Annotated in this window: 16 protein-coding genes; 6 read left to right on the forward strand and 10 right to left on the reverse strand. The window is 73.1% G+C overall.

The features are described 5' to 3' along the window. Positions 1-225: 225 nt before the first annotated feature. The gene (locus ACFYZB_RS42125; protein WP_388767179.1) at positions 226-1,227 is read right to left on the reverse strand and encodes a hypothetical protein; all 1,002 of its coding nucleotides are present in this window, start codon (positions 1,225-1,227) and stop codon (positions 226-228) included. Then, positions 1,224-1,607 (reverse strand): PadR family transcriptional regulator, encoded by a 384-nt coding sequence (locus ACFYZB_RS42130; RefSeq protein WP_388767215.1) that lies wholly within the window; start codon positions 1,605-1,607, stop codon positions 1,224-1,226. The genes ACFYZB_RS42125 and ACFYZB_RS42130 overlap by 4 nt, the downstream gene beginning before the upstream one ends. Before the next feature lie 335 nt (positions 1,608-1,942). On the opposite strand from ACFYZB_RS42130, the gene ACFYZB_RS42135 reads away from it, so the two are divergent. The 5 genes from ACFYZB_RS42135 (at position 1,943) to ACFYZB_RS42155 (ending at position 10,037) form a co-directional block, all read left to right on the forward strand. After that, the gene (locus tag ACFYZB_RS42135; protein ID WP_388767180.1) at positions 1,943-3,133 is read left to right on the forward strand and encodes a hypothetical protein; all 1,191 of its coding nucleotides are present in this window, start codon (positions 1,943-1,945) and stop codon (positions 3,131-3,133) included. A gap of 2 nt (positions 3,134-3,135) precedes the next feature. Next, the gene (locus tag ACFYZB_RS42140) at positions 3,136-3,423 is read left to right on the forward strand and encodes a DUF1232 domain-containing protein (protein WP_388767181.1); all 288 of its coding nucleotides are present in this window, start codon (positions 3,136-3,138) and stop codon (positions 3,421-3,423) included. Positions 3,424-3,452: 29 nt separating this feature from the next. Then, the gene (locus ACFYZB_RS42145) at positions 3,453-4,181 is read left to right on the forward strand and encodes a 2-phosphosulfolactate phosphatase (RefSeq protein ID WP_388767183.1); all 729 of its coding nucleotides are present in this window, start codon (positions 3,453-3,455) and stop codon (positions 4,179-4,181) included. Positions 4,182-4,705: 524 nt separating this feature from the next. Further along, a complete protein-coding gene (locus tag ACFYZB_RS42150) occupies positions 4,706-7,216 on the forward strand; it encodes a SpoIIE family protein phosphatase (protein ID WP_388767184.1) in 2,511 nt (836 codons plus the stop codon). An 82-nt stretch (positions 7,217-7,298) separates the two neighbouring features. Next, a complete protein-coding gene (locus ACFYZB_RS42155) occupies positions 7,299-10,037 on the forward strand; it encodes a SpoIIE family protein phosphatase (protein WP_388767185.1) in 2,739 nt (912 codons plus the stop codon). A 186-nt stretch (positions 10,038-10,223) separates the two neighbouring features. Here the strand turns inward: ACFYZB_RS42155 and ACFYZB_RS42160 are convergent, their stop codons facing one another. Continuing rightward, positions 10,224-10,457, reverse strand: a complete 234-nt coding sequence (locus tag ACFYZB_RS42160) for a hypothetical protein (RefSeq protein ID WP_351213481.1) — start codon at positions 10,455-10,457, stop codon at positions 10,224-10,226. Between the two features lie 91 nt (positions 10,458-10,548). After that, the gene (locus tag ACFYZB_RS42165) at positions 10,549-12,396 is read right to left on the reverse strand and encodes a glycoside hydrolase family 15 protein (protein ID WP_388767186.1); all 1,848 of its coding nucleotides are present in this window, start codon (positions 12,394-12,396) and stop codon (positions 10,549-10,551) included. Between the two features lie 153 nt (positions 12,397-12,549). Here ACFYZB_RS42165 and ACFYZB_RS42170 point away from each other — a divergent pair, with 153 nt between their 5' ends. After that, positions 12,550-12,756 carry a hypothetical protein gene (locus ACFYZB_RS42170; protein WP_388767187.1) on the forward strand — a complete coding sequence of 69 codons (207 nt, stop codon included), beginning with the start codon at positions 12,550-12,552 and terminating at the stop codon, positions 12,754-12,756. A gap of 112 nt (positions 12,757-12,868) precedes the next feature. Here the strand turns inward: ACFYZB_RS42170 and ACFYZB_RS42175 are convergent, their stop codons facing one another. The 6 genes from ACFYZB_RS42175 to efeU all read right to left on the reverse strand — a co-directional run bounded on the left by ACFYZB_RS42175 (position 12,869) and on the right by efeU (position 20,678). Further along, a complete protein-coding gene (locus tag ACFYZB_RS42175; RefSeq protein WP_388767188.1) occupies positions 12,869-14,002 on the reverse strand; it encodes a molybdopterin-dependent oxidoreductase in 1,134 nt (377 codons plus the stop codon). Positions 14,003-14,207: 205 nt separating this feature from the next. Then, positions 14,208-14,711 carry a nucleoside deaminase gene (locus tag ACFYZB_RS42180; protein ID WP_388767189.1) on the reverse strand — a complete coding sequence of 168 codons (504 nt, stop codon included), beginning with the start codon at positions 14,709-14,711 and terminating at the stop codon, positions 14,208-14,210. Between the two features lie 538 nt (positions 14,712-15,249). Then, positions 15,250-15,726, reverse strand: coding sequence for a DUF5709 domain-containing protein (locus tag ACFYZB_RS42185; protein ID WP_388767190.1), 477 nt, complete (start codon positions 15,724-15,726; stop codon positions 15,250-15,252). 269 nt (positions 15,727-15,995) lie between these two features. Then, positions 15,996-17,153, reverse strand: a complete 1,158-nt coding sequence (locus ACFYZB_RS42190; protein ID WP_388767191.1) for a HoxN/HupN/NixA family nickel/cobalt transporter — start codon at positions 17,151-17,153, stop codon at positions 15,996-15,998. Positions 17,154-17,319: 166 nt separating this feature from the next. After that, on the reverse strand, positions 17,320-18,591 hold the full coding sequence (efeB, locus tag ACFYZB_RS42195) for an iron uptake transporter deferrochelatase/peroxidase subunit (RefSeq protein ID WP_388767192.1): 1,272 nt from the start codon (positions 18,589-18,591) through the stop codon (positions 17,320-17,322). A gap of 56 nt (positions 18,592-18,647) precedes the next feature. Next, the gene (efeU, locus tag ACFYZB_RS42200; RefSeq protein WP_388767194.1) at positions 18,648-20,678 is read right to left on the reverse strand and encodes an iron uptake transporter permease EfeU; all 2,031 of its coding nucleotides are present in this window, start codon (positions 20,676-20,678) and stop codon (positions 18,648-18,650) included. Between the last annotated feature and the right edge of the window lie 47 nt (positions 20,679-20,725).

Raw genomic sequence — 20,725 nt, forward strand, 5'->3', positions numbered from 1 at the left:
ATGCTCCGCGACGGCACCTTCTACGAACCACGCACCCCCGAAGCAGCCACCGCATGACCACTCAGCCTTGACGAAGGACATAGAGGCACCCCCCCGGTCTCCACATGAGCGGAAACCCCCCGCCCGCGTCTCTTCGTCAGCGCAGAACCGCTCCGCGCGGGCCCGTTGCCGCCCGCCACTTCAGGTCGGCACCGCGTGTCGCGCGGGGGACGAACCGCGAGCGACTCAGCGCGCCGCGAGTTCGCGGCGGCCGGCCACCGCCAGGAGCACGGTGAGCAGGGCGAGCGCGGCGGTCTGGGCGAGGCCGCCGCCGGTGTACGGACCGGCTCCGGGCACCCGGAGCCACGGGTAGACGGCGGCGACACGCGCGGCCAGCAAGAGCAGGCCGAGCGCGGCGAGGGCGAGGGCGCCGCCGGGCGCGTCGCTCGCCGCGCGGCGGGCGTTCCACAGCAGCCATCCGAGGGCGCCGACGACGAAGCAGTTGGCGGGCCCCCACACCAGGTCGTCGGCGGTGGGCACGAACACAAGGGACGCGCCCGTCACCACGCACGTCGCCATGAGGACCAGACCGGGGGTGCCGACGGGCAGCCGGGCGGGGGGTGCGTCGCGGTGGTGGGCGGCGCACAGCGCGAGCGCGGGCAGCCAGGCGAGAAGCGCCAGCGCCGCGACGAACGCCGGCTCCGTGATGACCGTCGCCCCCGCCAGCGAGCGGACCAGCGGCCACAGGGTGGGCACCGCGGCCACCAGGGCGCCGGTACGGGCGAGGCGACGGCGGTCGTGCAGGAGGGCGAAGAAGGCGACGGTCCAGCCGAGCGGCAGGACCCACTGGGCCACGGTCAGGGTCGCGGCGGGGAGCCCGTGGCCGGTGAAGTCCGCCAGGAACAGCCGCCGTTCCGCGTCGCCCCGGGTCAACCGCCAGGTCAGTTGCAGCACCGGTTCGACGACCGCGGAGGCGGCCAGGAGCAGGACGGCGGCCAGCGCGAAGAGCCGTGCACCCGATCCGAGCAGGACGTAGCGCCGGGGCGCCCCGGCGGCGCCGAGCCGGCTGCGGACCGCCAGGGCGGCGATGCTCGCCACCTCGCCGAGCGTGGGCCGGCTCTGGTCCTGGGTGTCGCGGTCGAGGTCCTCCAGGTACGTCTCGACCATCTCCTCCTCCCTCTCCCGCCGGTAGTAGGCGGGGAGCAGGCGCAGGACGGTGCGGTAGCGGGCCTCCAGCAGCGTGGTCATGCGTAGCCTCCCGCGAGTCCGGGTGCGGTGGGGGGTTCGAGCCCGGCAGGGGCCGCGGGGCGGGCGCCGGCGCGGCGGCCCTCGGCGATGCGCCGCTTGGCCGCCCCGGCACCGGCGGCCATCCGCTCGGCCTCCGCGTCCAGGGCGGCCACGCCGTCGTCGGTGAGCCGGTAGTAGCGCCGCAGCCGGCCCTGCTGGACCTCTTCCCGGTCCAGCACGATCAGCCCGTCCGCGGTGAGCCGGTCCAGCACCCCGTACAGCGTGCCGACCCGCAACTGCACCTCGCCGTCGGACAGTTCCGCCACCTCCTGAAGGATGCCGTAGCCGTGCCGAGGCCGGTCGGCGAGCGCCGTGAGGACGAAGAACGCCGCCCGGGTCATGCTCTTCGCTGTCATGCGGCCATGATATATCGGCTGCCGATATATATCGAGCACTGTCGCCGAGCTCCCCCAGCAGCGAGAACGGGGCCCGCCCCTAAGCGGATGGATGGGCGGGCCCCGTTCGCCGGACCATTGTGGTGGCCGTACGAGGACGCGAACACGTGTGAAGGACGGCCGCCCGACGCGTGCCCCGCGCGCCCCGGGTGTACGCCGCGCGTCCCGTGCGCGGGGGCGTGCGGCCGCCGCCACGCGCCGCCTGACGGCCCCGAAGGACGTGCTGCCCCGCCGAGCGGTGATACTGGGAGCCACACCCGCCCCCATCAGCAGATTGGCTCATGTCGAACTCCACCACCGACCGCGCCACCATCCCGCAGACCCTGTGGGCGGCCCGTGGCCGTCACACCGGTCCCGCCCCCGAGGAGGTCGTCCGTCGCACTCTGCGCCGGCACAAGGAGAGCGGTGACATCGACGACTTCGCGGAACCCCCCGTGCCCGAGGATGCGGCCCGGCGCGTGTTCGAGGCGCGCTGGCGGGTCGCCGGCACGGTGACCGTGCGGGCCAGGCTCGCCCTCGTGGCGCAGGAGGGACGGCGCCAGGGGCACGAGTGGCGGCTCGTCGCGGAGGCGGAGCGCCCGTGGGACGAGACATGGCCCTCGCCGGCGACGCTGTTCTGGCCCGAGGGCGCGGTGGGCGAGGACGGCTCCTGGGACCACCACGCCACGGTGCCCGGGCTGCGCCTGCGGCAGGTCAACGCGCTGCCCGCGGACGACAAGGAGATGCGGCGCAGGCTGCGGGACGCGGCGGGCGAGGCGTGGTGCCTCAATGTCGTCGTGCACGAGGCGATGACCCCGGACGAGCAGGGCAAACTGCCGCTGACCCGGCTGCTGCCGCCGGGCCTCAGGCACCGGGTGGTGGAGCACCGGGCGGCGCCGCACCAGTTCCGTGCCGTCAACTGGGCGCTGAAGGACCTCGGCGTCGAGGTGCCGCGCGGCGGCGCGGTGCTGCTGCCCCCGGACCCGGCTCCGAAGGATTTCGACAGCCGCGAGCACACCGTCCGCAGCGTCTTCCTGGACGGTTCCGAGCCCGCCGAACTCTTCGCGGCCCTGCGTCACTTCGCCGCGCTGCCCCGGCCGCTGCCGCGGGAGGCCGAGGAGGCGCTGACCGACCTGAGGGACCACTGGACCCTGCTGACCCTGCGGGAGGAGCTGGAGCGGGAACGGCGGCTGGCCGCCCGGTACGCCGAGGCGCTGGAGGCGATGACCAAGTCCCGTGACCTGTACAAGGAGGCCGCCGAGCAGGCCTTGGAGGCGCTGGCGGCCTACCGTGACGTCCCCGCGCCCGCCCTTCCGCCGCAGCGGCCCGCGTCCCGGACACCGGGTGCGCTGCACCAGCTGACCCGGACGTTCGAGCGGCTGAGGCTCACGGCCAAGGGCCGGGGGCAGTCGACGCCCGCCCCGCAGGACCCGCTGGCGGGCCCGGCGAACGGCAGCGCGGAGGCCGTCGAGGGCACGGACCGGTCGTCGTAGGGATGGATTCCACCACTGCCCTGCTGGTAATCGGCGCCGTCGTCGCGGCGGTGCTGCTCGCCGTCGCCCTCGGTCTGCTGGTACGGCTGGTACGTGTCCGGCGCGCGCTGCGGCGGGCCGGGCTGCCGACGGGCCCGCCCTGGGTGTTCTGGGGCGCGATCGCCTATCTGCTGCTCCCCACCGACCTGCTGCCCGATCCCGTCTACCTGGACGACATCGCCGTCCTGCTGTTCGCGCTGCGCAGCCTGCGCGCCGCCCGGCCGCTGCCGCCCGGTCCGGCCGATCCCTGACCGGCGGCAGCAGGCCTCATCATTGAGCGATGCAGACCGAGTTCACCGGTATACCCGGTACGCCGAAGGCCCCGGACGTGGCCGTGGTCGTCGATGTCATGCGGGCGTTCACCGTGGCTGCCTGGGCGTTCCGGCGTGGTGCCGAACGGATCGTCTTCGCCGGTACGCAGCAGGAGGCCCTGGAGCTGAAGGCCCGTCACCCGGGCTGGCTCGCGTTCCAGGACGGCGAGCCGGTGGCTGGGTTCGACCTGGCCAACTCACCCGCGATGCTGCGTTCGCTGGACGTGCGGGGCCGTACGGTCGTGCAGAAGACCACCGCCGGGACGGCCGGGGCGCTCGCCGTGGCGGACGCCGGGCTGCTGCTGTGCGCGAGTTTCGTGGTGGCCGGCGCGACCGCCGAGGTGCTGCGCCGGGCCCGGCCGGAGACCGTGACCTTCGTCGTCACCGGGGACGGCGGGCGGGCCGAGGAGGATCTCGCCTGCGCCGAGTACATCGCGGACCGCGTCCGGGCGGCCGACGCGGACCCCGCCCCCTACCTCGAACGGGCCCGGCGCTCCGACGGCGCCGCCCGGCTCGCCGACGGCGTGCGGCGGGGCTGGGCCGGTGTCCATCCCGAGGACGCGGCGATGTGCCTGGAGGCGGACACCTTCCCCTTCGCGATGGCGGCGGCCCGCGTGGACAATCATCTGGTGCTGCGTCCGGTGGACACCGGGAACCCTGAGCCGGACCGTGCGGCACCGGCACGCCCGGCCCCCTGAGCCGGCCCGCGCCCACGCGGCGGGCGTCGCCCGCGCCCCGGCACCACCGGCCCTGCAAGCGCCGCCGGCCGAGGAAGCCCATGTCCTCACGGCGGGCGTCGCCCGCAGCCCGGCCCCGCTGAGGCCCGAGCGCTCGGCCGCCGAGCAGCCGCCCGGCGGCCGAGCGCAACGGCGACGCCGAGTACGCCGGCGCCGTGACGAGCCGAACCTGCCGGGCCGAACCGGCTCGGACGGCCACCACGAGGTCCGGCAGGACGCACGGGCCCACGGCGAGGGGCCCTGGGACGGTCCGGCCCCCTGCCGGTGGCCGCCGCGGCCGGGGCATCGGGGCCGGGCGGGGAGCGATCGCCGCGCCGACCGACGTGAAGGCAGCGGCAGACGATCCCCCGGACGGAAGGCCGCCCTCCGCGCCCGGCGCCCGGACCTCTCCCCGATTTCCCGCTCCTCCCAGGTGCATCGCACGGTCCTCCTGGCGCATTCTTGCTGTGTCATCCACCCGAGGCGCACGGGACGAGGTAGGGGCGATGACTGGGAGCGGTGGCGAGCAGGCGGTCCGTACGCGGGCCCGGCTGGCCGCGCTGCTGGCCGACACCTCGACCGGCGCACTCGGGGCGGCCGGCGGCCGGGTGGCGGCCGTGTATCTGCGCTCCGGCACCCCGGGCCTGCTGCGTCTCGCGGCCCTCGCGGGGCTGCCCGGCCCGCTGTTCCGGCCCTGGTGGCGCCTGCATGTCCACCGCCCCTTCCCCGTCGCCGACGCCTACCGTCTCGGCGTACCCGTGGTGCTGGCGAACGCCGCCGAGACGGTGCGCCGGTATCCGCAGTTCGCGGCCGGCCTGCCGTTCCCGTTCGGGTCGGTGCACGTGCCGGTGCCGGGCGGGAGCGAGCCACTGGGGGTGCTCATGGTGCTGCGCCCGGCGGTGACGGACACCGCGGACGAACTGCTGGACCGCGAGCTGCTCGACCGGCTCGCCGAAGGCCTGGGCGCCGAGTTGCTGGGGCTCGCCGACGGCGATCCGGGAAGGGTGGTCTGGGACGGTGAGCCGCTGTGCGTGCGGCCGCCCGCGATCCGGCCCGCGCAGGCCGCCGTGGCCCGGTTCGGCTGGGATCCCGTGACCCGCGCCGTCCGCGCCGACGACCGGCTGCACGCCCTTCTCGGGCTGTCCCCCGGCGACTTCGAAGGCACCGACAGGGCGCTCGCGGACGCGCTGGCCCCGCACGACGCGCACCTGGTCCTGGCCGCGCTGCGCGACGCCGCGGCCGGGAAACCGCCCGCCGCGCCGCTGAGCCTGCGGGCGCGGGACGGCACGCCGCGGCTGCTGGACGTCTGGCCGGCCGCCGAGGTCGGGGCCATGGCGCAGGTCGGCGGCGTGGTGATCGCCCCCGGGCCCGCCACCTGCGCTGACGGCGCGGCCGACCTGCTGCCGCAGGGCGTGTTCTGCCTGGACCGGCTGGGGCTCATCGTGTACGCCAACGGGGCCGCGGCCCGGCTCGCCGGCCGGGACCGGGAGTGGCTGATCGGCCGTCCCCTGTGGGAGGCGATGCCGTGGCTCGCCGGTGCGCCGTACGACGACCATCTGCGCGGTGCGCTGCTGTCCCCGGATCCGGTGCACTTCCATGTGCGCCGCCGGGCCGGGGGAGACGGCGAACCCGGTGCGGACGACTGGCTCGCCGTCTCGGTGCATTCCGGCGAGGACCTGCTGACCTGCACGCTCGTACCGGCCAGCCGCATGGACGCACCGGTCGGGCCGGCCGTCGAGGAGCACGTCCTGGAGGACACGGTGGCGGCGGGCGGCTCGATGGCGCCGCTGTACCGGCCGATCGCCCTGGCCATCGCGCTGACGGACGCGGTGACCGCCCGGCAGGTGTCGGCGGTGGTGGTGCGCGAACTGCTGCCCGCGTTCGGCGGCGGGTGCCTCGCCATCTATCTGCTCCAGGAACGGCACTTCCATCTCGCCTGGGAGAGCGGCTTCCCGCAGGGGTTCCTCGATCCGTTCGAGGGCGTCGGCCTCGACGCCCGGCTGCCGGGCGTGGAGTGCCTGACCACGGGCCGGCCGCTGTTCTTCGAGTCCATGCAGCAGATGGCGGCCGCATATCCGGGCATGCCGCTGGACGCCGACGAGGGCGCCCGGGCCTTCCTGCCGCTGATCGCCTCCGGCCGGCCGGTCGGCTCGTGCATCCTCGGCTTCGACCGCTCGCGCGGCTTCAGCACCGAGGAGCGCACGGTGCTCACCGCGCTCGCCGGGCTGATCGCGCACGCCATGGAGCGGGCGCAGCGCTACGACAGCGAGGCGGCCCTGGCCCGCGGCCTGCAGCAGGCGCTGCTGCCCCGCCGGCTGTCGGTGCATCCCCAGGTGGAGACGGCGGGCAGGTATCTGCCGGGGACGCAGGGCATGGACGTGGGCGGCGACTGGTACGACGTGGTCGAGGCGGGCGACGGGCTGGCCCTGGTGATCGGCGATGTGCAGGGGCACGGGGTGCAGGCCGCGGCCACCATGGGGCAGCTGCGCAGTGCCGTGCGCGCGTTCGCGCTGGGCGACCGGCCGCCCGACGAGGTACTGAGCGGCACCAACCACCTGCTGATCGACCTCGACCCCGGTCAGTTCGCCAGCTGCTGCTATCTGCGGCTGGACCCCGCCACCGGCCGCGCCCGGATCGCCCGGGCGGGACATCCGCCGCCGCTGCTGCGCTCCCCCGACGGACGGACCCGGCTGCTGGACATCCCGGGCGATGTCGTCCTGGGGGTGGATCCGCAGGCCCGCTATCCGGTGGCCGAACTGCTGCTGGAGCCGGACGCCATCCTGGCCCTGTACACGGACGGGCTGGTGGAGCGGCCGGGCGCGGACATCGACGACGGCATCGAGGCGCTGCGGCTGGCGCTCGCCAGGGCGGGGGCCGCCGCCGGGCGCCGGGTCGGGCGGTCGCTGACCGGGGTCGCCGACCGGCTCACGGCCGACGCCCGGCACGCCACCAACCGCCCCGACGACGTCGCGCTGCTGCTCGCCGTCCGCCGTTCGGCCCCCGTACGCCACCAGTGAGAGCACGGCCGTGTACCGATCGGCTGCAGTCACCCGGGTGACGGTCTCGCCGGAGCGGGCCCGGCAGTGTAGACATGGGCACATGGTGCGACTGTCCGGCCGGAGCGCGACTCGGCGGCCCCGTCCTTCCGAGTCCCCGCACGCATCGGCGGGCCCCCGGCCGCAGGGCCCGGGCGGGAACGGCGCCAGGCCCGGGGCCCTGTGGTCGGTGGTGACCGGGCGCAGCGTCGCCGGACAGGTGTTCGTCCTCCAAGTGGTGATCGTGCTGCTGCTGGTCGTCTCGGCGGTGGTGGCGCAGGTGCTCCAGGTGCGGCACGACACGGATCTGGAGGCCCAGAACCGTTCCATCGCCGTCGCCCAGTCGTTCGCGCACGCGCCGGGCACCGCGGCCGCGCTGCGTTCTCCGGACCCGACGGCGATCCTCCAGCCGAAGGCGGAGGCCACGCGCAAGGCGACCGGTGTGGACTTCGTCGTCGTGATGAACACCAACGGCATCCGCTACACGCACCCCAAACCCGACCGCATCGGCAAGAAGTTCGTCGGCACCATCGGCCCGGCGGTGGCCGGGGGCACGGTGGTGGAGCACGTCAACGGCACGATAGGTCCGCTGGTCCAGGTCGTGGTGCCGGTGAAGGACCGGTCCGGCAAGGTGGTGGGCCTGGTGTCCTCGGGCATCACCACCGCGCACGTGGGCGGGGCCGCCAACCAGCAGCTGCCCCTGCTGCTCGCGGCGGCAGCGGCGGCGCTCGCGCTGGCCACCGCGGGCACGGCCCTGGTCAGCAGACGGCTGCTGCGCCAGACCCACGGCCTCGGGCCGCACGAGATGACCCGGATGTACGAGCACCACGACGCGGTGCTGCACGCGGTCCGGGAGGGTGTGCTGATCGTCGGCGACGGTGGCCGGCTGCTGCTCGCCAACGACGAGGCGCAACGGCTGCTGGACCTGCCGCAGGACGCCGAGCGGCGCAGCGTGCTGGAGCTGGGCCTGGACGACGAGACGGCGGCGCTGCTGGCCTCGGGCCGGGTGGCCACGGACGAGGTGCACCTGGTCAAGGACCGGCTGCTGGCGATCAACCAGCGGCCCACCGCTGTGCGCGGCGGCCCGGCCGGCAGCGTCGCCACGCTGCGCGACTCCACCGAGCTGCGCGCCCTGTCGGGCCGGGCGGAGGTGGCGCGCGAGCGGCTGAACATGCTGTACGACGCCGGGGTGGGCATCGGCACCAGCCTGGACGTGGGCCGTACCGCCGAGGAACTGGCCGGGCTGGCGGTGCCCCGGTTCGCGGACTTCGCGACCGTGGACCTGTTCGACGCCGTCCTGCACGGCGAGGAGCCCAAGCCGGGCACCGCGCTGCGCCGCGCCGCCTGCGCCGGCGTCCGCAAGGACTGCCCGCTGTACCCGGTGGGCGAGCGGATCCGGTTCGTGGCCACCTCGCCGCAGGCGCGCAGCCTGACAACCGGGCAGTCGGTCCTCGTGCCCGTCCTGCGCGAGGCGTCGGGCTGGCGCGCGCAGCACCCGGAACGCACCGGCCAGGTACTGGAATACGGCATCCACTCGCTGATCACCGTGCCGCTCAGGGCCGGCAACCTGGTGCTGGGCGTGGTGAACTTCTGGCGTTCGGAGAAGCCGCAGCCGTTCGACTCCGAGGAGCTGGCGCTCGCCGAGGAGCTGGTCACGCGGGCGGCGGTGTCCATCGACAACGCCCGCCGGTACACCCGTGAACACAGCATGGCGGTCACGCTCCAGCGCAGTCTGCTGCCGCGCTCGCTGCCGGAGCAGGGGGCTTTGGAGATCGCCTACCGCTATCTGCCGGCGCAGGCCGGGGTGGGAGGCGACTGGTTCGACGTGCTGCCGCTGTCCGGTGGCCGGGTGGCGCTGGTGGTGGGTGACGTGGTGGGGCACGGGCTGCACGCGGCGGCCACCATGGGCCGGCTGCGCACCGCGGTGCACAACTTCTCCGCGCTGGACCTGCCGCCCGACGAACTCCTCGGTCTGCTGGACGAGCTGGTGGGGCGGATCGACCAGGACGAGACCGCCGCGGACGGCTCCGCGGCGATCGCCGGCGCGACCTGTCTGTACGCGGTGTACGACCCCGTGTCGCGGCGGTGCAGCATCGCCCGGGCCGGCCATCCGCCGCCCGCGCTGGTGCCGCCGGAGGGCGGCGTGGAGTTCCCGGAGGTGCCGGCCGGACCGCCGCTGGGTCTCGGCGGGCTGCCGTTCGAGGCGGCCGAGCTGGAGCTGGCGGAGGGCAGCCGGCTGGTGCTGTACACCGACGGGCTGGTGGAGGACCGGGAACGGGACATCGACGTCGGTCTCGAGCTGCTGAGCGACGCCCTGCGGGGCACGCCGGACGGCTCGCCGGAGGAGACCTGCCGCGCCGTGCTGGACCGGCTGCCGGCCCGGCCCAGCGACGACGTCGCGCTGATCGTCGCCCGCACCCGGGTGCTGGGCGGCGACCGGGTCGCCGAGTGGCAGGTGCCGTCCGACCCGGCGGCGGTGTCCGAGGTGCGGTCCGCGGTGACCCGGCGGCTCGCCGACTGGGACCTGGAGGAGCTGGGCTTCACCACGGAGCTGATCCTGAGCGAGCTGGTCACCAACGCCATCCGCTACGGGCGCAGTCCGATCGGGGTACGGCTGCTGCGCGACCGCACGCTGATCTGCGAGGTGTCCGACAGCAGCACGACCTCGCCGCATCTGCGGTACGCGGCCACCACCGACGAGGGCGGCCGGGGCCTGTTCCTGGTCGCGCAGCTCGCCGAGCGCTGGGGCACCCGCTACACCCCCCACGGCAAGATCATCTGGGCGGAGCAGCCACTGCCCTGACCTGGGTCCTGCCGCTTGGCGGCGGGTCCGGGGACGGCGAGGGCCCGGCGGGTGACGACGCTCGGTCAGCCGCGTTCGCAGGGGCCGTGCAGGGCACCTGGCTGCGCGGCGACCGGGCGTGCGTGCGCTCCGCCGGGCCCGTCCCGCGTTCCCGGTTCGCCTGAGCGGGGAGGCGGCCTCAGGCGCTCAGCCGCTCAGCCGCTCGCGCAGGAGCTGCTTGCCCATCTCGGCGCCCTTGCGGCTGTCCGCCTGGGCCTTGTGGAACAGGTCGATCAGCTCGCGGTCGTTGTCGCGTTCGGCGTCGTGGATGTACGTCTCCAGGCGGAGGGCGTTGTCCAGGCACGCCTCGACGTACCAGATGAGGTCGTAGTTCTTGTCGCGCGTGCCGGTGACGCCGCCGGTCTCGCTGGTGCTGGTCATACGGGGTCTCCTCCTTCTTTCGACCCTGCGTCGTTCTCCTTCCGGAGACCTCCGGGTACCCGCACGACCTGCGGACACACCGCCCCGACGGTCAGCCGAGGGCACGGTCCAGATTGAATGCGGCGCTGATCAGGGACAGGTGCGTGAACGCCTGCGGGAAGTTCCCCTGTTGCTCGCCGGTGCGGCCGATCTCCTCGGCGTACAGGCCGAGGTGGTTGGCGTAGGTGAGCATCTTCTCGAAGGCCAGCCGGGCCTCGTCGAGCCGTCCGGCCCGCACCAGCGCCTCGACGTACCAGAAGGAGCAGATCGAGAAGGTGCCCTCGTCGCCGCGCAGTCCGTCGGGGCTGGCCTGCGGGTCGTAGCGGTACACCAGGGAGTCGGAGACCAGGTCCTCGGTGAGGGCGTCCAGGGTGGACAGCCACTTGGGGTCCGTGGGGGCGACGAACTTGGCGAGCGGCATCATCAGCAGCGAGGCGTCCAGCACGTCGCCGCCCTCGTACTGGACGAAGGCGGCGCGCCGCTCGGACCAGCCGCGGTCCATGATCCGCCGGTAGATGTCGTCGCGGGCCTGCCGCCAGCGCCGGTGATCGGCGGGCAGTCCGCGCCGGTTGGCGAGGCGGATGGCCCGCTCGATCGCGACCCAGCACATCAGCCGCGAGTACAGGAAGTTCTTGCGGCCGCCCCGGGTCTCCCACACGCCCTCGTCGGGCTGGTCCCAGTGGGCGCAGACCCATTCGACCAGATGGCACACGTCGTCCCACTGCTGGCTGGAGATCGGCTGGGCCCATTTGTCGTACAGGTAGATCGAGTCGATCAGGGCACCGTAGATGTCCAGCTGGAGCTGGCCGGCAGCGGCGTTGCCGACCCGGACGGGGGCGGAGCCCAGATGGCCCTCCAGGTGCGGCAGCGTGCGCTCGGGCAGCTCGCTGCGGCCGTCGATGCCGTACATGATCTGCAGGGGCGCGGACTCGTCGATGTCGCAGGGGCGAACGTGCGTGGTCAGGAAGCGCATGAACGCCTCCGCCTCACCGGCGAAGCCGAGCCGCAGCAGTGCGTAGACGGCGAAGGCGGCGTCCCGCACCCACACGTACCGGTAGTCCCAGTTGCGCTCGCCGCCGACCTGCTCGGGCAGGCTGGTGGTGGGGGCGGCGACGATGGCTCCGGTGGGCGCGTAGGTCAGCAGCTTCAGGGTCAGGGCGGAGCGGTGCACCATCTCGCGCCAGCGGCCCCGGTAGCGGGACTGGCGCAGCCAGCGCCGCCAGTACGCGACCGTGGCGTTGAACTCGTGCTCGGCCTCGGCGTGGGCGCAGCCGCGGGGGGCCACCGCGTCGCCCACCTGGTCGAGGGCGAACACCGCCGACTCCCCCTCGCCGAGCTTGAAGTCGGCGCGCGCATCCCGGTCGTCGCACTCCAGCTCGACCGTGGAGATCAGCGCCAGGGACCGCTCGGCGGACTCGAAGACGACGGTGCCGCCGGTGGTGCGCAGGGTGTGCGGGGCCGCGCCGTAGTCGAACCGGGGGGCGACCAGCACCCGGAACGGGACGGTGCCGCGAACGCAGACCACGCGCCGGATCAGCCGGTGCCGGCCCGCCTCGCCCTCGCCTGCCACGCTGTCGGAGGTGACCGGCATGAAGTCCTGGACCTCACCGACGCCGTCCTCGGTGAAGAACCGGGTGATCAGTACGTTGGTGTCGGGGAAGTAGAACTGCTTGGTGCGCGCGGGTACGGCGGCGGCCAGCTCGAAGCGGCCGCCGCGCTCGGCGTCGAGGACGGCCGCGAACACGCTGGGGGAATCGAAGGACGGACAGCAGTACCAGTCGATGGTGCCGTTCGTGCCGACCAGGGCCACGCTGCGCAGGTCGCCGATGAGTCCGTGCTCGGCGATGGGCAGATAGCGGGGACGGGTCCGGCCGTCCTCGGGAAACGGGGTGTCGGCCATCTGCGGCCTCCCGGTGAGCGGTGCGAGATGTTTTCCAGCTTAGGAGCGAGTGCTCTCGGGTGGCGTGGGAAGGCGCTGCGGGGAATGGTGAGAGTGTGCCCCGTTCGGCGGCACCGGCACGGATGCGGTCATCCGGACCGAGGAGGAGGCATCATGTCGACGATCACACCCGACGAATCCCGGTCGTCCGACGACCACTGCACCCCGGACGCCCTGCTCCACTCCGCTCCCTCCAGGGATGTCACTCCGGAGGACCTGGTGATGGCGGCGGGCAAGGACGTCACACCGAAGAACCTCGACTGGGCACGGCGCAAGATGGAGAAGGAGGGCCCGACAGCCATCGAGAGGCTGCTGCCGTAGGGCGGTCCGGGGAAGCAAGGGACTACGTTCCAACGGGGGCAGGGCAGCCGTCCGCAAGGGGCGCGGGGCGCGCGGTCACGGACGATCCGCGCCCGCCGGACGGCGCTGACGCCTACGGCGAAGACGTGTCGACGACACACACCACCCGTTGCCAGCGCACCGCGTTGTTGGCCAAGCCGCCACGGTTCCAGCGCTGGTCAAGCGGCTGAGCATGACCGTCGGCGTCGGTCGCACGCGCGCCCACGGCATGCTCACCGGGCGACGCGACCCACGTGTGCTGCCAGGCCTGCCAGGCCCACCGGTGCCCGTGCGTGACCGGGTCGAGGCGGGCCGGCGCCCAGGAGGCGCCGCCATCCGTGCTGACCTCCACCGAGGAAACGGGCGCCCAACCGGACCAGGCACGGCCGAAGAGCCCCACCGGCCCCGGCCGCACCACCCGTGTCCGGGACATGAAGTCGGGAAACCCCGGAGGGACGCACAGCGCGCGCGGCGCGATCCGTGTCACCGGTTCTCCCTCGTCGTCGGCGGCGCGCCGGACCCGGTAGGCGACCGAGTGCTGGAAGCCCGTGAACGGTACGTCGCTGACGGTGACCGAGCGCAGCCATTTCACGTGCGCCATGCCGTACCAGCCGGGCACGATCAGCCGGAGCGGACGGCCGTGCTGCGGGGGCAGCGGCGCACCGTTCATCCCGGTGGCGACCAGCACCCGCGGATCGTCGCAGGCGGCGACGGCCAGGGGCAGGGCGCGCTGGTAGTCCTGCTCGACCCCCCGTTCGACTCCGTGGTCGGCGCCGGTGAAGACGACGTCCACGGCCGCCGGGTCCGCGCCGGCCTCGGCGAGCAGCAGCCCGAGCGGCACTCCGGTCCAGTCGGCGGTGCCGACCGCCTCCACCAGCCACGGCTGGCTGACCGGCCGGGGTGTGAGCAGGGCCCGGCCGTTGCCCGCGCACTCCAGCGTGACCCGGGTGGTGACCTGCGGGAAGGACAGCAGGTCGGTGAGGGACAGGTCGAGCGGGGTGCGCACCCGGCCGTCGACGGTCAGCCGCCAGGCACCGGTGTCCGGCACGTACGGGATGTCGTAGTGCGTGAGGACGTAGTGCAGCCCGGGCGGGGTGACGTCGTGCCGGAGCGCTTCGAGGGGCAGACCGTGGTTGCGGGTGGCCAGCGCGAGTTCGTCGGCACCGATCCCCTCGTCGGCACCGGCCAGCCGGGCGGGGGCGCTCACGTCGCCGGGTCGCTGCCCCATGCCGTCATTGTCCTCCCGGCACACCGGCCCGGCGACAAGTGCGCACGCGAACGGCAACTCCCGCTCCGGGGCACGGTATCGGGGTGTCCCGTACGGCGGTCACGCGCCGCGCGCCGCTTCGAACGGCCTTCCTCTCCTGGTTCACCGGCAGGCCGGCCCGCCGCGGCGAAGTGTCCCGCACCGCGGCTCCCACGGACGCTCCGGATCAATAGGCGATGCGGTCGGCCTTGGCCAGCCACGTGTCGAACGGCTGGGTGCGGTTGGGCAGGTCGAGGTGCTCGACCGCCATGGGCCACATCGAGTGGGGCCTCTTCTCGAACAGCTCGTAGAACTTGCGGTCGTCGAAGCCGGCCACCGCGGCGTCGTGCCGGTCGGCGGAGTAGACGAGCCGGTCGACCCGCGCCCACAGAGCGGCGGACAGACACATCGGGCACGGCTCACACGAGGTGATCAGGACGCAGCCTTCGAGCGAGAAGGTGTTCAGCCGCTTGCAGGCGGCACGCATCGCGCTGACCTCGGCGTGCGCGACGGGGTCCAGGGTGGAGGTGACCTGGTTGTTGCCGGTGGCGACGACCTCACCGTCCTTGGCGACCAGGGCGCCGAACGGGCCGCCGCCGTTGGTGACACTGGTGGTGGCCAGGATGATCGCCTTTTCCATCCAGGCGCGCTCGGAGTCCTGGATGCTCGCTTCCTGGGTGTGCGTGGTCATGATCGCTCCTTCGGGGAGATGAGTGGGGTGGTGCGGGGGGGGGTCGCCGCGTGTGGGTGAAGTTCAGGCCGGGTGGCGTCGCGGACGGCGTTCACCTGGGCCGGGGTGGCGGCGACGGTGAGCGGTGCGCCGACCGGACGGCGTCTCAGCCAAGATTTCCCCCCATGTCTGACCGGATGTCAGGAAGACCGAGCGGAGCGGTGGCCCGGCTGCGGCCGGTGTCGATCTCGGCCAACAGGCCCGTACCGCCCGCGATCGGTGTCCCGTCAGCTGCAACCCGCTGTGCGTCGTCGCAGCTCGTACGAGGAGTACACAGTCAACGGAGTAGAGTCAGCCAGGCGTGGAAGGCATGAAAGCAGCCACCGGACGAAACGCGATCTTTGGAGAGTCCTACAAGAACCAGCCACGTTCGCGGCGTGCGGAAACTCCTACGGCGTGCCCGACGGACCGCGCGACCGAGCCGCCCCCGATGCGCTGCGTACGCTCCGGCGGCCCCGCGCAAGGTTCCCCAGAGCCGCGGACGACCCCGTGGCCAGGTTCAGGTCTCTTCCTCCACCACGTGCACCGCCGCCTCTTCGGCTCCCGCCGCGCCCCCGTCTATGCCCACGTCCCGCGCGACCTCCTCCTTCGTGGTGGCGGGGTGCGCGCCCTCGTCCGGGGCGACCAGGCGGCCGGCGCGGGAGGCGCCCGCCTCGGGGCCGAGGGGCTCGCCTTCGCCGCCGGGGCGGTCGCCGATCCCGTCACCGGCCGGCGCCTCAGTGTCCGGGACCTCCTGGGCGAGCCGTTCGTCCAGGGTCTCCCCGGCGTGCTGCTCGGCGGCGGTGGTGCCCCGCTTGGTGACGGCGAGGGGGCGCTCGGGCGGGGAGTAGCCCTCGTCGAGGACGTCGTCGTAGGTGCGCTCGTCGACCGCGTCCTGGAGGTCCAGGGGAGCGGCGTCCGCCTGTTCCTCGTTGGTTCCGGTGGGCTGGTAGGCGTCGTCCGCCATCGGGGTCTGCTCGGACTGCTGGTCGCTCATCGTCGCCTCCCTCGGGACTCGCGGGCGGTCCCGGTCCGCGTTTCCCGGTGGCGCGGCGCCAACCCCCTCCCGCGTGCGGACGGGGTCAGCGGTGCGATCATGCGCGTCTCGACTGGGCGGCCGTCTTGTTCACCGACCGGTACCGGACGAGGTGGGGGACGCCGTGCAGTGGCTTCGGGGCGATGCGGCTCCGGCTGGGCTGCGTCAGAGCCGTGCTGCTGGGGGGCTGGAGCTGGGGTCACTGCTGGGCTGCCGGCCCGGGACGAGGGTCAGGAGCCGGACTGCTCGGCCGTGGCCAGGCCTTCTGTCCACTTCTCCTCGATGCGGCCCGCCTTCCACACGAGCAAGGCGATCGCCCAGGTGGCGAAGAACAGGCCGACGATGACGAAGCCGACGGTGTTGAGGTCGAGGCCGGAGACCCAGTCCCAGAAGGCGCCGTGCAGGTCGAACTTGTCGGCAATGAGGCCGAGGAGCTCGACGGTGCCGATGATGAGGGCGACGGCGACGGACAGCCCGGTGATGGTGAGGTTGTAGTAGACCTTGCGGACCGGCTTGGAGAACGCCCACTCGTAGGCGAAGTTCATGAACGAGCCGTCGATGGTGTCCAGCAGGGACATGCCGGCCGCGAAGAGGACGGGCAGGCAGAGGATCGCGTACCAGGGCAGGCCCGAGGCGGCGCCGGAGCCGGCGAGGACCAACAGGGCGATCTCCGTCGCGGTGTCGAAGCCGAGGCCGAACAGCAGGCCCAGCGGGTACATCTGCCACGGCTTGCTGATCGAGCCGGTGACCCGGCCCAGCAGGCGGTTCATGAAGCCGCGGTTGTTCAGCTGCGTCTCCAGCGCGGCCTCGTCGTAGGCGCCGGAACGCATCTGCCGGAAGACCTTCCAGATGCCGGCCAGGATGACGAGGTTGATGCCGGCGATGAGGTAGAGGAAGGTGCCGGAGACCGTCGTACCGATCAGGCCGGTCACCTGGTGCAGGTGTGAGTTGTCGTCGCGGACCGGTCCGGCCAGGGTCTTCATGCCGAGCGAGAGCAGCAGGGAGAGGCCGAAGACGATGCTGGAGTGACCGAGGGAGAACCAGAAGCCGACCGAGAGCGGACGCTGTCCCTCGCCCATCAGCTTGCGGGTGGTGTTGTCGATCGCCGCGATGTGGTCGGCGTCGAAGGCGTGCCGCATGCCGAGGGTGTAGGCGGTGACGCCGATGCCGATGCCGAAGGACTCCTTGCCGACGCTGAAGTGCTGTGGCGCGATGATGCCGACCAGGGTGCCCCAGCCGATGATGTGGAGCGCTAGCACGAACGCGGCCATCCCGCCGACCCTGATCCACTCCTGCCGCGTCATGGAGCCGCGGACACGCTGCCAGGCCGAGCGCTTGGCGTCGGCCTGGGCGGGGAGGGACGGAGCGGAACCAGGGGCGGCCGTCATCGGGAGGGTCATCCTTCGGTGGTGCGGGTACGGCTGCACAGCGCAGCCTTGTGCCATCCTCCCGTACTTGCAAGTGATGTGCAGTAACTGATCGGTAAAGGCAGCGACAGGCCTTTCCCATGAGGAGGGAAAGGCCTGCCGTCGTGGCGGGGTTCGCCGGGTGCCGTCAGGCGGAGAGCATGCCCCGGCCGAGCCAGTCCCCGGTGTCCCGGACGCCGGGCAGGGCGAAGAAGTAGCCGCCGCCCGTCGGGGAGATGTAGTCCACCAGGGGCTCGTCGATCAGCCGGGTCTGCACGGCCTCGAACTGGCGCTTGACGTCCTGGTTGTAGCAGCAGAAGACCAGGCCCATGTCGAGGTTGCCGACGCTGTCCACGCCACGGTCGTAGTTGTAGCCGCGACGCAGGATGCGGGAGCCGTCGGTCTCGGCCCTGCGCGGGTTGGCGAGCCGGATGTGGGCGTCCAGCGGGATCGCGGTGCCGTGCGGGTCCTTGGCGTACTGGGGGATGTCGGTCTCCTTGGCGCCGTCGAGCGGGGCGCCGGTGTCCTTGCGGCGGCCGAACATCTTCTCCTGCTCGGTGAGCGAGACACGGTCCCAGAACTCGACCAGCATCCGGATGATCCGGATGACCTGGTAGCTGCCGCCCTTGGTCCAGGCCGGCTCGCCCTGGCCGTCGCCGACCCAGATCAGCTTGTCCGTCTCGCGTGCGGAGGTGACGTCCGGATTGGCGATGCCGTCCTTGAAGCCGAGCAGGTTGCGCTGGGCGCCGGTGGGGCGGGGGGCGTTCTGGAAGCCGTCGATGCGCCACTTGATCTGCATGGCGCCGCGGGTGTGCCGGGCTATGTCGCGCAGGGCGTGCAGCACGGTGTCCGTGCTCTGGGCGCAGATCTGCAGGGACAGGTCGCCATGGCACTCGGCGGCGTTCAGGTTGTCGTTGGGGAAGGTCCGCATCGGGGTGAGCCGGGCGGGCCGGGCCTTGGCGAGGCCGAAGCGGTCGTCGAAGAGGGAGGCGCCGACGCCGACGGTGACGGTGAGGGCGTCGGAGGGGACCTCGGGGCCGAGGATGCCGTTGTCGGACGGCGGCGCACCGACGCCCAGGTCGGCGGGGGTGCCTCCGGAGGTGAGGAAGCGGGCGCGCTCGGTGATGGTCCGCAGCAGGTCGGTCAGGCCCTTGCGGTCGTCGGCGATGACGTTCAATGAGACGAAGGTGGCGGCGGCCGGTGCCGGGGTGACGATGCCGGCCTGGTGGGCGCCGTGGAAGGGGACCTTCGCCTTGCCGTCCGGGCCGGCGGTCTGCGCCTGGGCCGTGCCGCCGCTCTCACCGAGGGCGAATCCGCCGCCGGCCAGGACCGCTCCGGCGGCACCGGCGCCGAGCGCGGTCCGCACGAAGGAGCGGCGGGCGGGACCGACCGGGCAGGCCGGCGGTTCGGCAGTGGACATCGCAGGGTTCCCTTCGGGGTGCGGGTGCGCGGACGTCATGGGGCAGGCGTCGGTCATCAGGCGGACTTCCGGATCTCGAGCAGGTCCGGGACGGGGGCGAGGTCTTCCAGCAGCTGGCCGGTGGCGCCGTTCAGCCGCTGCCGGTCGGCCTGGGCGAGCTGGTCGACGGGGGTCCAGTGGGTGCCGTCGTGGGCGGCGTCCAGGAGTTTCTGCACGCGGGCGATGTCCGTGTCGACCGTCGGGAGCAGCTTCGGGGCGCGGCTGGTCAGCAGCGGCTCGAGGACGGTGAGCAGCTCGCGGGTGCCGGCCAGGTTGGCGTCGGCGGTGGCGAGGTTCGTGCCGCTGCCCTCGTCGGTGTCGCCGGTCAGCTCGAACTGGAGGGTGTTCTCCAGGATCTCGTGCGCGCGCAGCGGCAGGTCGCCGGGGTCGAAGTCCTGGGACGGGAAGGCCTTCCGCAGACCCGCGGCGTCCGTGGCGAGCTGCCGGGCGGGGGAGGTCAGGTCCTTGGCGGACTCGCCGTGCCACAGGCCGTACTCGAGGCGCAGGAAGCCGGTGAAGTCCTTGTCCTTCTCGCCGTCGGGCAGTCCGTCGGCGCGGCCGTCGATCTTCTTGTCGAAGTCCTCGAAGGTGCCGTAGGCGGCGCCGAGGGAGGCGTAGGTGCGGTGGGCGGTGAGCCAGTCGGTGCGGGCCTTGTCCAGGTGGCCGTGCTCGATGTCGTCGTCGAGGGTGCGGGTCTGGGTGACGAGGGTGTCCAGACCCTGTTCGACGTACGTCCTGTACGCCTTCAGGGGTGCGGCGAGGTCCTGTTCGGAGACGGGGACGACCGGCTTGGCCGCGCCGCCGCCGCTCACGGTGACCGCCTGGGAGGTGACGGCCTTGCCGCCGGTGGGTACGCAGCGCCAGGCGTAGGCGCCGCCGGCGACGGTGGCGACGAGGTCGCGGGTGGTACCGGGGGCGAGGCCCTCGATCTCGCCGTAGACCGCGCTGGTCGACGGGTCGATGAGGTACACCTCGGAGGTCTTGCCGCCGGTGTTGTGCATCTGGAAGGTCTGCCGGCCGGGCTTGGGCGCGGTGAAGCCCTTGCCGCACTCGGTCTCGGAGACGGCGACGGTCTGGTCACCGGCGGGCTTGGGCCGGGAGACGGCTACGACGAGTCCGGCGATCACGGCGGGTACGGCGACCACGGCGGCGGGCACCACCCAGACCGGGCGGCGCCGCTCGGGCCGGCCGGCCTTCGGCTCCGCCGCGGGGCGTTCCTTCGCCGGCTTCGGGGCGGTGGTCCGCACTCCGCGGACGAACAGCGTCATCACGACGACCAGGTAGGCGACGTAGGCCGCCACCTGGAGCCAGGTCATGGTCGGGGTGAGGTTGAGGACGCCCTGGATGAGGGTGCTGTACCAGGAGCCGGCGTCGACGCTGCTCGCGAGGTCGACCGCGTAGGCGGTCCTGCCGGGCAGCACGCCGCCCTCCTGCAGGTCACGCAGGCCGTAGCCGAGGACGCCGGCCGCGATGACGATCAGTACGGCGCCGGTGGCGGTGAAGAACTTCGTCAGGTTGATCTTCAGCACGCGCCGGTACAGGCCCCAGCACAGGCCCGCCGCGAGGACCAGGCCGATGGCGGCGCCGGTCAGCGGTCCGGCCGACTCGCCGGCCGCCTGCGCGGTGGTCCACAGGAAGAGGGCCGTCTCCAGGCCCTCACGGCCGACCGCGAGGAAGGAGGTGAGGATCAGCACACCGGAGCCCATGGCGAGGGCGCCGGTCACCTTCTCCTTCAGCTCGCCGGAGAGGCTGCGGGCCGAGCGGCGCATCCAGAAGACCATGGCGGTGACGAACGCGACGGCGATCACGCTGAGGATGCCGCCGAACGCCTCCTGCGCGGTCTGCGGCATGGACGCGGCGGTGAACGTGAGCACCGCGCCGAAGCTCATGGCCACGGCGACGGCGGCCAGGACGCCGGTCCACACCTGGGGAAGCCGCGACCGTGCTTCGGCCCTGACCAGGGTGGCGACGAGGATGGAGACGATCAGTCCGGCTTCGAGTCCCTCCCTGAGTCCGATCAGGAAACTCGGAAACGCGTCGTCCCACATGCCCTGCTGCCCTCCCTGTTAGTTAGTGAAGGCATACCTTACCTTCG

Origin of the sequence: Streptomyces sp. NPDC001852 (assembly GCF_042891825.1) — a bacterium.
Classification (GTDB): Bacteria; Actinomycetota; Actinomycetes; order Streptomycetales; family Streptomycetaceae; genus Streptomyces.

Excerpts from the sequence above, each read along its gene's own strand:
- ACFYZB_RS42125 (WP_388767179.1), bottom strand. The coding sequence starts at position 1,227 with ATGACCACGCTGCTGGAGGCCCGCTACCGCACCGTCCTGCGCCTGCTC.
- ACFYZB_RS42170 (WP_388767187.1), top strand. The coding sequence starts at position 12,550 with ATGTCGACGATCACACCCGACGAATCCCGGTCGTCCGACGACCACTGC.
- efeB (WP_388767192.1), bottom strand. The coding sequence starts at position 18,591 with ATGTCCACTGCCGAACCGCCGGCCTGCCCGGTCGGTCCCGCCCGCCGC.
- ACFYZB_RS42130 (WP_388767215.1), bottom strand. The coding sequence starts at position 1,607 with ATGACCCGGGCGGCGTTCTTCGTCCTCACGGCGCTCGCCGACCGGCCT.
- ACFYZB_RS42145 (WP_388767183.1), top strand. The coding sequence starts at position 3,453 with ATGCAGACCGAGTTCACCGGTATACCCGGTACGCCGAAGGCCCCGGAC.
- ACFYZB_RS42165 (WP_388767186.1), bottom strand. The coding sequence starts at position 12,396 with ATGGCCGACACCCCGTTTCCCGAGGACGGCCGGACCCGTCCCCGCTAT.
- ACFYZB_RS42140 (WP_388767181.1), top strand. The coding sequence starts at position 3,136 with ATGGATTCCACCACTGCCCTGCTGGTAATCGGCGCCGTCGTCGCGGCG.
- ACFYZB_RS42160 (WP_351213481.1), bottom strand. The coding sequence starts at position 10,457 with ATGACCAGCACCAGCGAGACCGGCGGCGTCACCGGCACGCGCGACAAG.
- ACFYZB_RS42155 (WP_388767185.1), top strand. The coding sequence starts at position 7,299 with ATGGTGCGACTGTCCGGCCGGAGCGCGACTCGGCGGCCCCGTCCTTCC.
- ACFYZB_RS42150 (WP_388767184.1), top strand. The coding sequence starts at position 4,706 with ATGACTGGGAGCGGTGGCGAGCAGGCGGTCCGTACGCGGGCCCGGCTG.
- ACFYZB_RS42190 (WP_388767191.1), bottom strand. The coding sequence starts at position 17,153 with ATGACGGCCGCCCCTGGTTCCGCTCCGTCCCTCCCCGCCCAGGCCGAC.
- ACFYZB_RS42185 (WP_388767190.1), bottom strand. The coding sequence starts at position 15,726 with ATGAGCGACCAGCAGTCCGAGCAGACCCCGATGGCGGACGACGCCTAC.
- ACFYZB_RS42180 (WP_388767189.1), bottom strand. The coding sequence starts at position 14,711 with ATGACCACGCACACCCAGGAAGCGAGCATCCAGGACTCCGAGCGCGCC.
- efeU (WP_388767194.1), bottom strand. The coding sequence starts at position 20,678 with ATGTGGGACGACGCGTTTCCGAGTTTCCTGATCGGACTCAGGGAGGGA.
- ACFYZB_RS42135 (WP_388767180.1), top strand. The coding sequence starts at position 1,943 with ATGTCGAACTCCACCACCGACCGCGCCACCATCCCGCAGACCCTGTGG.
- ACFYZB_RS42175 (WP_388767188.1), bottom strand. The coding sequence starts at position 14,002 with ATGGGGCAGCGACCCGGCGACGTGAGCGCCCCCGCCCGGCTGGCCGGT.